Source organism: Mangrovibrevibacter kandeliae, assembly GCF_024519155.1.
Classification (GTDB): Bacteria; Pseudomonadota; Alphaproteobacteria; order Rhizobiales; family Rhizobiaceae; genus Mangrovibrevibacter; species Mangrovibrevibacter kandeliae.
Genome location: NZ_JANIFJ010000001.1, coordinates 1,019,848 through 1,032,025, shown reverse-complemented (window position 1 = coordinate 1,032,025; position 12,178 = coordinate 1,019,848). Strand labels below are relative to the sequence as shown.

At 70.3% G+C, this 12,178-nt stretch carries 12 protein-coding genes; 9 read left to right on the top strand and 3 right to left on the bottom strand.

Features of this window, described 5'->3' with window-relative positions; all coding sequences use genetic code 11:
- Nucleotides 1-73: 73 nt before the first annotated feature.
- The 9 genes from NPA30_RS04970 (at nt 74) to NPA30_RS04930 (ending at nt 8,592) form a co-directional block, all read left to right on the top strand.
- Nucleotides 74-859: a GntR family transcriptional regulator gene (locus tag NPA30_RS04970; RefSeq protein ID WP_256801258.1), complete on the top strand. Its 786-nt coding sequence runs from the start codon at nt 74-76 to the stop codon at nt 857-859.
- A gap of 34 nt (nt 860-893) precedes the next feature.
- A complete protein-coding gene (locus tag NPA30_RS04965) occupies nt 894-2,081 on the top strand; it encodes a cytochrome P450 (RefSeq protein WP_256801257.1) in 1,188 nt (395 codons plus the stop codon).
- Between the two features lie 73 nt (nt 2,082-2,154).
- Complete coding sequence (locus NPA30_RS04960; protein WP_256801256.1) at nt 2,155-2,478, top strand: 2Fe-2S iron-sulfur cluster-binding protein; 324 nt, start codon at nt 2,155-2,157, stop codon at nt 2,476-2,478.
- 19 nt (nt 2,479-2,497) lie between these two features.
- On the top strand, nt 2,498-3,760 hold the full coding sequence (locus NPA30_RS04955) for an NAD(P)/FAD-dependent oxidoreductase (RefSeq protein ID WP_256801255.1): 1,263 nt from the start codon (nt 2,498-2,500) through the stop codon (nt 3,758-3,760).
- A 160-nt stretch (nt 3,761-3,920) separates the two neighbouring features.
- Nucleotides 3,921-5,114: an ABC transporter substrate-binding protein gene (locus tag NPA30_RS04950; RefSeq protein WP_256801254.1), complete on the top strand. Its 1,194-nt coding sequence runs from the start codon at nt 3,921-3,923 to the stop codon at nt 5,112-5,114.
- A 133-nt stretch (nt 5,115-5,247) separates the two neighbouring features.
- Nucleotides 5,248-6,105, top strand: a complete 858-nt coding sequence (locus NPA30_RS04945; RefSeq protein ID WP_256801253.1) for a branched-chain amino acid ABC transporter permease — start codon at nt 5,248-5,250, stop codon at nt 6,103-6,105.
- Nucleotides 6,102-7,145 (top strand): branched-chain amino acid ABC transporter permease, encoded by a 1,044-nt coding sequence (locus NPA30_RS04940; RefSeq protein ID WP_256801252.1) that lies wholly within the window; start codon nt 6,102-6,104, stop codon nt 7,143-7,145. The genes NPA30_RS04945 and NPA30_RS04940 overlap by 4 nt, the downstream gene beginning before the upstream one ends.
- Nucleotides 7,142-7,885, top strand: coding sequence for an ABC transporter ATP-binding protein (locus tag NPA30_RS04935; RefSeq protein WP_256801251.1), 744 nt, complete (start codon nt 7,142-7,144; stop codon nt 7,883-7,885). Before NPA30_RS04940 ends, NPA30_RS04935 begins: the two co-directional genes overlap by 4 nt.
- Nucleotides 7,885-8,592, top strand: coding sequence for an ABC transporter ATP-binding protein (locus NPA30_RS04930; protein ID WP_256801250.1), 708 nt, complete (start codon nt 7,885-7,887; stop codon nt 8,590-8,592). The genes NPA30_RS04935 and NPA30_RS04930 overlap by 1 nt, the downstream gene beginning before the upstream one ends.
- Before the next feature lie 21 nt (nt 8,593-8,613).
- Here NPA30_RS04930 and NPA30_RS04925 read toward each other — a convergent pair whose 3' ends face one another.
- The 3 genes from NPA30_RS04925 to uxuA all read right to left on the bottom strand — a co-directional run bounded on the left by NPA30_RS04925 (nt 8,614) and on the right by uxuA (nt 12,177).
- Nucleotides 8,614-9,354, bottom strand: a complete 741-nt coding sequence (locus NPA30_RS04925; protein WP_256801249.1) for a sulfite exporter TauE/SafE family protein — start codon at nt 9,352-9,354, stop codon at nt 8,614-8,616.
- Nucleotides 9,355-9,481: 127 nt separating this feature from the next.
- Entirely contained in the window at nt 9,482-10,963 is a 1,482-nt protein-coding gene (locus NPA30_RS04920; protein WP_256801248.1) for a mannitol dehydrogenase family protein, read from the bottom strand.
- Nucleotides 10,960-12,177 carry a mannonate dehydratase gene (gene uxuA / locus NPA30_RS04915; protein ID WP_256801247.1) on the bottom strand — a complete coding sequence of 406 codons (1,218 nt, stop codon included), beginning with the start codon at nt 12,175-12,177 and terminating at the stop codon, nt 10,960-10,962. Before uxuA ends, NPA30_RS04920 begins: the two co-directional genes overlap by 4 nt.
- Nucleotide 12,178: the final 1 nt, after the last annotated feature.

The window sequence follows — 12,178 nt, the reverse complement described above, 5'->3', positions numbered from 1 at the left end:
AAATGTATACATAGGCAGGGGCGTAGCTGGGAGGATGCGCCTCTGATCGTCAAACGCTCCCGGGCCTGTCCCGATGGCAACGACCGACGCGCCGTCCGGCGAAACACTCATCATGCATGACCGCGGCGCCGCCGACCGGCTGCCGCTGCAGTCGCAGAGCGCGGCGATGGCGCTGCGCGACCAGATCGTCGGCGGCGCTTTCGCGCCTGGCGAGCGCCTGACGGAGGTCCGCCTCGCCGCGCGCCTCGGGATCTCCCGCACGCCGCTGCGCAGCGCTCTGGCCGAGCTCGAGCGCGAGGGGCTGATCGAGCGCCTGTCGACCACCGGCTTCGTCGTCGCCCGCTTCACCGCCGCCGACGTCGCCGACGCCATCGAGCTGCGCGGCGTCCTCGAAGGCACCGCGGCGCGCCTCGCCGCCGAGCGTGGGATCGACGCCGACGGCGCGCGCCGGCTGGACGAAGTGCTGGACCGGCTCGATGCGGCCTTCGGGCCCGGGCCCGGCGATCTCGACATGGACGCCTACGCTGCCGGTAACGCGCTCTTCCACGATCTCGTGCTCGATCTTTCGGCCAGCCCGATGGTGCGCCGGCAGGTCGAGCATGCGCGGCGCCTGCCCTTCGCCTCGCCCAGCGCCTTTCTGGAGGGGCAGCGCGACGTCGCCGCCTTCCGCCGCTCCCTGGTCGCCGCGCAGGCCCAGCACCGCGCCATCGCCGAGGCGATCCTCGGGCGGGAGGGTGCCCGTGCCGAAGCCGTGATGCGCGAGCACGCGCGCGTCGCCCGCACCAACCTGCAACACGTCTTGACCCGGGATCCCAGCCTCAGGCGACGGGTCCCCGGCCTTGCGCTGGTCGTCGCCTGAGCGCGGCGTCGATCGGCTTCTGGGAGGAACCGCAATGCTCGGACAACTGGACTTCGCGCCGCTCGACGAGGCGATCACCATCGACGCGCTGACGCTCGATCCCTACCCCATCTACAAGCGGCTGCGGGCCGAGGCGCCGGTGCTGCGCGTCAAGTCGGTCGGCCGCACGCTGCTGACCAAGGCGGCCGACACCAAGCACGTCAAGGACAACCCGGCGCTCTTCTCCTCGAACGATCCGAAGACGCCGATGCAGCCGGCCTTTCGGGCGCACACCCTGATGCGCAAGGACGGCCCGGAGCACGTTTCCGAGCGCATGGCGATGAACGCCAGCTTCATGCCGAAGGCCATCAAGGAGCACTGGGGCCCGCTCTACGAACGCCTCGCGGAGGACTACATCGGGCGGCTGCCCCGCGGCGAGACGGTGGACATCTTCAAGGCGCTGTGCGGGCCGATCGCAGCCCGGATCCTCGCCCACATCCTCGGCATCCCCGAAGCCACAGACGAGGAGATGCAGCGCTGGTCGCAGACCCTGATGGACGGCGCCGGCAATTTCGGCTGGCGGCCGGAGCCCTTCGCCCGCACCGACGTCGCCAATGACGAGATGGACCGGCACTTCGACGCGATGGTGGAGCGGCACAGGGCCGAGCGCGGGCCGTCGGCCTTCGCGATCATGCTGAACGCCGAACGGCCGATCCCGATGAGCCAGATCTACTCCAACATCAAGATCGCCATCGGCGGCGGCATCAACGAGCCGCGCGACGCGCTGGCCACCATCATCTTCGGCCTCCTGACCGAGACCGAGCAATTCGAGGAGGTGAAGCGGCAGGGCGCCTGGAGCGCCGCCTTCGAGGAGGGCGTGCGTTGGGTGGCGCCGATCCAGGCGAGTTCGCGCCTCGTCACCGAGGACACCGAGATCCGCGGCTACCGGATCCCGAAGGGCGACACGGTGATGACGATCCAGGCCTCGGCCAATCACGACGAGGAGCTCTTCGAGCATCCGGAGCGCTACGACGTCTTCCGCGCCAAGAACCCGCACCAGGCCTTCGGCAGCGGTCCGCACCACTGTGCCGGCGCCCACATCGCCCGTCGCACCGTCGGGCAGATCATCCTGCCGCTGCTGTTCGAGCGCTTCCCGAACATGACGCTGCCGGATCCGGACGTCGTCCAGTGGCGCGGCTTCGGCTTCCGCGGCCCGATCAACCTGCCGGTCCGGCTCGCTTGAGCCGGACGCGCACGCAACGACCGTGCGGGCTCAGCGCCCGCATGACCCCCCACACGATCCTGGGAATGAACCGATGACGAAGATCGTTTACGTCGCGACCGACGGCAGCCGCACCGAAGTCGAGGCGCGCGACGGCGACAGCGTGATGCGCACGGCGCTCGCCAACGACGTCGAGGGCATCGTCGGCGAGTGCGGCGGCTCGATGATGTGCGCCACCTGCCACGTCATCGTCGACGAGGCCTGGGCCGAAAAGGTCGGCCCGCGCTCCGACGGCGAGGAGGATCTCCTGGACGGTGCGGCCACCGAGCCGCGGCCGACCAGTCGCCTCTCCTGCCAGATCACCGTGCGGCCGGAGCTGGACGGGCTGGTGGTTCATCTGCCAGAGGCGCAGATGTAGGCCATCACGCGAGGAAGCGATGCAGAACCAGCGGATCGTCATCGTCGGCGCCGGGCATGCGGCGGTGCAGCTCGTCGCAAGCCTGCGGCAGGAAGGCCATGCCGGCGAGATCCTTCTCGTCGGCGACGAGCCGGGCCTGCCCTATCAGCGCCCGCCCTTGTCGAAGGGCTTCATGAAGGACGGCGATGCCGATCGCCTCGCGCTGCGGCCGGCGAGCTTCTACGAGAAGAACGCCATCACCCGTCTGGACGGCGTTCGCGTGACGGCGGTCGACCGCGCGGAGCGCGTGCTGACGACGGCAGACGGCGAGCGAATCGGCTACGATCAGCTCGTGCTGGCGACGGGGGCGCGCAACGTGCGGCCACCGATCGAGGGCGCCGATCATGCGAGCGTCGTGGAGTTGCGCACGCTTGCCCATGCCGAGGATATCCGCAAGCGGCTGGCACGGGCGCGCCGCGCGATTGTCGTCGGCGGCGGCTTCATCGGCCTCGAATTCGCGGCGATGGCCGAGGCGGCGGGCGTCGCGACGGTGGTGCTGGAGGCCGGCGCCCGGCTGATGGCACGCGCCGTCTCGCCGGCGATTTCCGAGCGCTTCCTGTCGCTGCACCGCGCGGCCGGCACCACGATCCGGCTCGACGCGGCGGCCGCGCGCATCGAGGCGCCGGGCGGCGGCGCGCCGGACCGCGTGACGCTCGCCGACGGTGAGGTCCTCGAAGGCGACGTCGTGCTCGTGGCGACCGGCGTGCGCCCCAATGTCGAGCTCGCACAGGCGGCCGGGCTCGCGGTCGACAACGGCATCGTCGTCGACGGACAGCTCGCGACCGCCGACCCGGCGATCTCGGCGATCGGCGACTGCGCCTCCGTCCCCGGACCGCTCGGCACGCACATGCGCCTCGAATCGGTGCAGGCGGCGACCGACCAGGCCCGGCATCTGGCGCGGCGCCTGCAGCATGGCGCGAGCGAGGCCTTCGAGGCGGTGCCCTGGTTCTGGAGCGACCAGGGCGACGCCAAGCTGCAGATCGCCGGCCTCACCACGGCAGCGGACGCCTGGCAGCCGGTGGGCGAGGACGTCGTGATCGGGCTGAGAAGCGGGCGGCTGATCTCGGTGGAGACGATCAACCAGCCGGGCCCGCACATGGCCGCGCGCAAGCTCCTCGCCGCCGCCGAGCCGGTGAGCGCGGCGGAGCTGGCGGCCGCGGACTGGGACCTTCGGGCACTGGCCAAAGAGCGCCAGGGTGCCGCGGGGCCCGCGCGTCCCGAAGCGGCGCGCACCGCGCCGTGAGCACACGGACTGCAAAATCGACGCGTGCGACATCGGCCGATCGCAAGGAGCTGCGTCTCGCCGAAATAACCCTCTTCGACGACGACCATACCGCCGGCAGACGGAATCTGCTTTAAACGCAGGGCGGGCTGGGGGGCCTGCCCACGAACGGGAGGAAGACATGGTTCAAACGAGACGCAGCATCCTGCGGGCGGCGCTCGCCGCATCCTTCGGCGCGGCGGCCGTCGCGCTCGCCGTGCCGGCGGCGATGGCGCAGGACACGGTGAAGATCGGCATGATCCAGCCGATGACCGGGCCCTTCGCCTCGACCGGCATCGAGGCGGTCGCCGGCGCCAAGCAGTACATGGCCGACCACGGCGACACCGTCGCGGGGAAGAAGATCGAGCTCGTCGTCAAGGACGATGCGGGCTCAGCCAACGACACCCGCCGAATCGCGCAGGAGCTGGTGGTCAACGACCATGCCAACGTCCTGATGGGCTTCGGCCTGACGCCGCTCGCCTTCGCCGCCGCGCCGATCGCCACGCAGGCCAAGGTGCCGATGGTCGTGACCGCCGCCGCGACCTCCTCGGTGGTCGAGAAGTCGCCCTTCATCGTGCGCACCAGCTTCGCGACGCCGACGGCGGCCGCGACGATGGGCAAGTGGGCGGCCGACAACGGCATCAAGACGGCCGTTACGCTGGTCAGCGACTACGCGCCGGGCAAGGATGCGCAGGACTGGTTCGCTAAGGCCTTCACCGACGGCGGCGGCAAGGTGGCCGAGCAGCTGACCGTGCCGTTGCAGAACCCGGACTTCGCGCCGTTCCTGCAGCGCGTCGCTGACGCCAAGCCGGATGCGCTCTTCGTCTTCGTGCCGAGCGGCGTCGGCGCGCCCTTCATGAAGCAGTTCCGCGAACGCGGCCTCGCCGACCAGGGCATCAAGCTGATCGGCACCGGCGACGTGGTCGACGACCAGATCCTGAACAACATGGGCGACGCGGCGCTCGGGCTGATCTCGGCGCATCACTATACGGCCGCGCATCCCTCCGAGATGAACAAGGCCTTCGTCGCCGCCTTCAAGACGGCGAATGGCGGCATGCGGCCGAACTTCATGGCGGTCGGCGCCTATGACGGCATGGCGCTGGTCTACCAGGCGCTGGAGAAGACCGGCGGCGACACCGACGGGACAAAACTCGTCGATGCCATGAAGGGCATGAAGTGGGAGAGCCCGCGCGGCCCGATCATGATCGACCCGGACACGCGCGAGATCGTCCAGAACATCTACATCAACAAGGTCGAGCGCCAGGACGACGGCGAACTCTACAATGTCGAGCAGGACACGGTGGAGAACGTCAAGGATCCGGCCAAGGCCAAGTGATCCAGGCGGCGGGGGTGCGATCCACGGACGCGCCCCCGCCGCCCTCTCGCATCCCGCTCCAGCTGCCGCTTGCCTGCCGACGGGCGCGCGGCGCAGACAGGCGGCGGCATCCACCCCGGCGGATCCACCTCGCATGACGATCATCTTCGACGGCATCGCCTATGGCATGCTGCTCTTCATCCTGGCCTGCGGGCTGGCACTGACGCTGGGGTTGATGAACTTCATCAACCTCGCGCACGGAGCCTTCGCGATGGCCGGCGGCTACGTGCTGGTGGTGCTGACGCAACGCGCCGGCGTGCCCTTCCTCGCCTGCCTGCCGCTCGCCTTCCTCGTCACCGCGCTGATCGGCGCGCTGCTGGAGCGCACGCTCTACCAGCACCTCTATGGCCGCAGCCATCTCGACCAGGTGCTGTTTTCGGTCGGCATCATCTTCATGGCGATCACGGCCGTGCAGTACGTCATGGGCTCCAGCCAGCAGATCGTCCGGCTGCCGGACTGGCTGCAGGGCCGGGTCGAGATCGCCGGCATCGGCATGGGCGTCTATCGCCTCTTCACGATCGCCATCTGCGCGGTCGTCGCCATTGCTCTCCAGGTCGGACTGGTCAGGACGAGGTTCGGCAGCCAGCTGCGCGCAGCGGTCGACGATCCGACGGTGGCGCGCGGGCTCGGCATCAACGTCTCGCTCGTCTTCGCGGTGACCTTCGCGGTCGGCTCGGGCCTTGCCGGCCTCGGCGGCGCACTCGGCGCCGAGCTGCTCGGCCTCGATCCGGTGTTTCCGCTGCGCTACATGATCTACTTCCTGGTCGTCGTCGCCGTCGGCGGCACCACGACGATCACCGGGCCGCTGCTCGCGGCCCTGATCCTCGGGATCGCGGACGTTCTCGGCAAGTACTACGTGCCGCAGCTCGGCGCCTTCATCATCTACACGCTGATGGTTCTCATCCTCCTCTGGCGGCCCAACGGGCTGTTCTCGCGCGCGGTGGCCCGATGAGTGCGCCCTCCCGTGCCGCGGACCAATCGTCCGGCGCCATCCCGGCCGACGGAGGGGTCCTCGCGCACACCCTGTCGCGCCCGCCGCTGCCGCTCGCCGCCGAGATCGCGATCTGGATCGTCGCCGTCGGCGCCTTCTTCGTCGTTCCCGACCGCGCCCTGCTCCTCAACGAGATCGCGATCCTCGGCCTCTTCGCCATGTCGCTCGACCTCGTCCTCGGCTATGCCGGCATCGTCTCGCTCGGCCATGCCGCCTTCTTCGGCGCCGGCGCCTACGTCGCGGGAATGCTGGCGGTCAACGGCTACGCGACACCGCTCCCGGGACTTCTCGCCGCCGGCCTCGCCGCGGCATTGATCGGCTTCCTGTCGAGCTTCCTGATCCTGCGCGGCTCCGATCTCACCCGCCTGATGATCACGCTCGGGGTCGCGCTGATCCTGCTCGAGATCGCCAACCGCTTCGACGATTGGACGGGCGGCGCCGACGGGCTCTACGGCGTCGCGATGGACCCGGTGCTCGGGCTCTTCGAGTTCGACCTCTACGGCCACACGGCCTACTTCTACAGCCTGTCGGTGCTGTTCCTGTGCGTCCTCGTGGCACGACTGGTCATCGCTTCGCCCTTCGGCCTGTCGCTGCGGGCCATCCGCGGCAACCGGCTGCGCGCCGCCCACCTCGGCATCGGCACCAGCCGCCACCTCGTCGCGGTCTACACGCTGTCGGCGTTCATGGCGGGCCTTGCGGGAGCGCTGAACGCCCAGACGACGCAGTTCGTCTCGCTGGAGGTGCTGGACTTCCACCGGTCGGCCGACGTCCTCCTGATGCTGGTGCTCGGCGGCACGGGCTACCTCTATGGCGGGTTGATCGGCGCCGTCGTCTTCAAGGTGCTGCAGACGCTCATCTCCGACCTCACGCCGCAATACTGGCAGTTCTGGATCGGCCTGTTGCTGGTCGTCCTCGTCCTCGTCGGTCGCGACCGGATGAGCGAGCGGCTGGGCGCCCTCCTGCCGGGGCGCCGCCGAGGCGTCGAGGGAGATCCGGCATGACCGCCGCGCTCGAGACGCACGGCCTCGTCAAGCGCTTCGGCGGGCTCGTCGCGACCAACGACGTGAGCCTGTCCGTCGGCAAGGGCGCACGGCACGCACTGATCGGGCCGAACGGCGCCGGCAAGACGACGCTGATCAACCTTCTGACCGGCGTGCTGGCGCCGACGTCCGGCCGAATCGTGGTCGGCGGCAAGGACGTCACCGGGCTCACCGCGCATCAGCGGGCCCGCCGCGGCATCGCCCGGACCTTCCAGATCAACCAGCTCTTCCCCGACATGACGCCGCTCGAGACCGTCGTCCTGGCGCATGCGGCCGCGCACGGCCGCGCCGGCACCTTCTGGCAGCCGGCCTCGCGCGAGCGCGCGAGCGTCGAGCGGGCCGGTGAGCTCCTGTCGCGCTTCGGCCTTGCCGACGTGATGTCCCGCCGCGTCTCGTCCCTGCCCTACGGCAAGCAGCGCCTGCTCGAGATCGCCGTCGCGATCGCCGCCGACCCGCAGGTGCTCCTCCTCGACGAGCCGGCGGCCGGCGTGCCCGAGGACGAGCGGCACGAGATCCTCTCGATCGTCGAGAGCCTGCCGGCGGACGTGACCGTGGTCCTGATCGAACACGACATGGACCTCGTCTTCTCCTTCGCCGGGCGCATCACCGTCCTGGTCGGCGGTGCCGTCTTCACCGAAGGCAGTGTCGCCGAGATCGCAGCCAACCCCGACGTGCGCCGCGTCTATCTCGGAGAAGGCTGATGGCGGATCTTCTGGTGGTCGAGAACCTGTCGGCCGGCTACGGCAAGGCGGTCGCGATCGAGCGGATCGGCTTCTCGCTGAAGGCCGGCGGCGCACTGGCCCTCCTCGGCCGCAACGGCGTCGGCAAGACGACGCTGCTGAACACGCTCATCGGCGTCACCACCTTCAAGGGCGGCCGCATCACGCTCGACGGCGCCGACGTCACGCCGCTGTCGCCGGAGCGCCGGGCACGCGCCGGGATCGGCTGGGTGCCGCAGGAGCGCAACATCTTCGCCTCGCTCACGGTGGAGGAAAACCTCACCGCGATCGCCCGGCCGGGGCCCTGGGACGTGGCGCGCGTCTACCAGATGTTCCCACGGCTCAGGGAGCGGCGCTCGAACATGGGCAACCAGCTGTCGGGCGGCGAGCAGCAGATGCTCGCGCTCGGCCGTGCGCTGATGATCAACCCGAAGCTCCTGCTGCTCGACGAGCCGCTGGAGGGCCTTGCGCCGGTGATCGTCGACGAGCTTCTGGCGGCGCTGCGCCGCATCGTCGTCGAGGAGGCGATGACCGCGATCATCGTCGAGCAGAAGGCCCGCAAGATCCTGCCCTTCACGGACCACGCGCTGATCCTCGAGCGCGGCACGGTGAGCTTCGCCGGTCCGAGCGCGCAGCTCCTGGAGGAGCCCGGCGCGCTGGAGGCACGGCTCGGTGTCGAGCGCGCCTGACGGCAACCGGACCCGCTCGGATCAGAGCAGCACGTCGACGAACAGCTTGGTCGCGAGCAGCCCGAGCAGGACCAGGATGACACGGTCGAAGGCCTCCTTCGGCAGCCGGCGGGCGATCCGCGAGCCGACGGGCATGAAGGCGACGAGCGGCACCAGCGCGGAGACGCTGGCGAGGAAGCTTGTCGTCGTAAGGAGGCCGAGCGCGCCGAGCGCCGGCACCTGGAAGCCCGAGATCGCCACGAAGAAGATCGAGACGGTCGCGATGAAGGCCGCACGGTCGAGCTTCATGGCGTTGAGGAAGGACAGCGACACCGGCGCGGAGATGCCGGAGGCGCCCTGCAGCAGGCCCGCCACGAAGCCGACCGGCGCGCCGACGCGACTCGCCACCTCCAGCGTCACGCGCCAGTCCGGCCGGAGGAATCGGAACAGGATGAAGCCGTAGACCGAGCCGGCGACGATCAGTGCCAGGGCCTCCTGCGGCAGGAGGGCGAGGATCGCGGTGCCGAGGATGACGCCGGCCGCCCCCGCACTTGCAAACAGCCAGGTGAACGGCCCCGGCAGGATCGCCTTCCGATACTGCCAGGCCTGCCAGAGGTTGGTGCACAGGTTCGGCATCACCATCACGGCGACCGCGAACTTGGCGTTGAACAGCATCGTCATCGCCGGCACCGCGAGCACCGGTGCGCCGGCGCCCGTTGCGCCCTTGAGAATGCCGCCCGCCGCGAGGCACAGGAAGACGAGCGCGTATTCGGTCAAAGGCATCAATCGATTCCGAGAACTGTGTCGCCGCTCCCGGCGGGCGGCTCCGGCGCAGCAGGAAGGGCATCCCAATGACGGTCGCGGGTCCGGCGGCCGGGGTCAAGCCCGCGGACGCCTGACGCCTCCCGTATCAGGAGACGCGTCCCGCCTCCGCCGCGATCGTCGCGGCTGCGCCGTCGCGCAGGAAGCCCGCCAGAATCGTCTCGACGTCGCCGACGAAGCGGGAGGCACCGAGGAGCTCGACCGGAAACAGCCCGGGCAGGGCCAGCAGGCCGACGGTCAGCGCCGCGGCATCGCGCGGCCCGCTGCGCACGGCCATCTCGATCAACGCCTTGCGTGGGTCGCGCAGGTCGTAGCGCTCGCCGGATTCGGTGCGGCCGACGCAGTAGCGCATCCAGGCGGCGACGGCGAAGGCGAAGGGCCGCAGCGACTGCCCTGCCCGCAGCGCGTCCACCGCCGGTGCGACGATGCGCTGCGGCAGCTTTTCGGTGCCGTCCATGGCGATCTGGTAGGTCGCATGGGCGATGGCCGGATTGGAGAAGCGCTGCAAGAGAGCCTCCGCGTAGGCGGCGAGGTCAATGCCGCCGAGCGTGCCGAGCGTGGCGGCAGCCGCCGACAGATGGCGGCGCACCAGGCCGGCGAGCGCCGGATCGGCCATCACGTCGCGGACATGGACGTGGCCGGCGAGAAAGCCGGCATAGGCGAGCATGGAGTGCGCGCCGTTCAGCATGCGAAGCTTCATCGCCTCGAACGGCGCGACGTCCTCGACGAACAGTGCGCCGCCCGCCTCCCAGTCCGGCCGGCCCGTCGGGAACCGGTCCTCGATCACCCATTGGCTGAACGGCTCGGTCTCGACGGCGGCCCTGTCCGTCCGACCGGTCAGGCGTTCGGCGGCGCCGAGCGTCGCATCGTTCGGCGCCGGCGTGATCCGGTCCACCATCGAGGACGGAAAGGCGACCTCGCGCTCGATCCGCTCGGCGAGGGCTGGATCGATCCGGCGCGCCAGCCCGACGACGCCCATCCTCACGAGCGCGCCGTTGTGCGGGAGGTTGTCGCAGCAGAGCACCGTGAACGGCCGCAATCCCGCCTCGAAGCGACGGCGAAGCCCCTCCACGAGAAGCCCGAGGACGCCCGTGGGCGCACGCGGATCGGCGAGGTCGGCCGCGACGGACGGATGCGACGGATCGACCTCGCCCGCGCGGCGGTCGATGCCATAGGCCTTTTCGGTGACGGTAATCGTGACGATGCGCGTCGCGGCCGCCGCGAGCGCGTCGAGGATCGCCTGCGGCTCGCGGCTGCCCGCCAGCACGCGGGCGATGGATCCGATCACCCGCGCACGCTGCCCTTCGGGCCCGGCCTCGACCAGCGTGTAGAGCCCGTCCTGCGGATTGAGCGCGTCGGCGATCTCGGTCGAGCGCAGGCTGACGGCGGTGATGCGCCAGTCGCCACCGGACCGGGCAAGCGCTGCGTCAGTGTAGACCGCCTGATGCGCGCGGTGGAACGCGCCGCAGCCGAGATGGACGATCCCAGCCGCGTGCGCGGCCGGATCGTAGCCGGGCCGCGCGACCGAAGCCGGCAGGTCGTCGAGCCCGGCGCGGCCGAGGCGCGTCACGCCGACAGGCCCACGGCCGGATGCTCGAGCGCGGTCATCACGCCGCGCAGCTCGGCGAGGCCCTTGAGGCGGCCGATCGCGGGATAGCCCGGCTGCGCCTTGCGGCCGAGATCGTCGAGGATGTCCTGGCCGTGGTCCGGCCGGAACGGGATCGAGTAATCCGCCCGTCCCGCCGCTTTGCGCCGCTTCTCTTCACGCAGCGCCGCCGCGATCAGCGCGACCATGTCCGTGTCGCCGGCCAGGTGCTCGGCCTCGTGGAAGGAGGCGTAGAGCCCGGACGTCTCAAGCTTGGTGTTGCGCAGGTGCAGGAAATGCACGCGGTCGCCCAGCCGCTCCATCATCCCCGGCAGATCGTTGTCGGCGCGCGCGCCGAGTGAGCCGGAGCACAGCGTGATGCCGTTGGCGGGCACGTCGACCGCGTCCATCACCGCCTTGTACTGCGCCTCGGTCGACATGATCCGCGGCAGGCCGAGCAGCGGGAACGGCGGATCGTCCGGGTGACAGCAGAGCCGCATGCCGAGCGTCTCGGCGACCGGCGCCACCTCCTCCAGGAACGCGACGAAATGGGCCCGCAGGCGGTCCTCGTCGATGTCGCCATATTCGGCGAGATGCCGGCGCACGTCGGCGAGGCTGAACCGCTCGGCCGCGCCCGGCAGGCCGAACACGACGTTGCCGGCGAGCTCTTCCTTGCGCGCCTCGTCCATGCCGGCGAAGCGCTCGCGCGCACCCTCGACGATGTCGGCCGGGAAGCTCTCGGCGGCGCCCGGCCGCTCGAGGATGAAGATGTCGAAGGCGGCGAAGTCGAGGATGTCGAAGCGCATGCAGGTGCCGCCGTGCGACACGCGGTGGGCAAGGTCGGTGCGCGTCCAGTCGAGCACCGGCATGAAGTTGTAGCAGATGGTCTCGATGCCGGCCGCCTTGAGGTGGCGCAGGCTGACCTTGTAGTTGGCGATGTGTTCGCGCCAGTCGCCGCGCTGCTTCTTGATGTCCTCTGAGACCGGCAGGCTCTCGACCACCTCCCAGGCGATACCGGAGGGCGTTCCGTCGCGGCGCGTCGCGATCGCCCGCTGGCGCTCCCCGATCGCCTCAGGCGTCCAGATCGCGCCGGTCGGCACGTGATGCAGCGCCGAGACGACCCCTTCGACGCCCGCCTGCAGCATCGCATCGATGCCGACCAGATCCTTCGGACCGAACCAACGCCAAGTCTGCCGCATG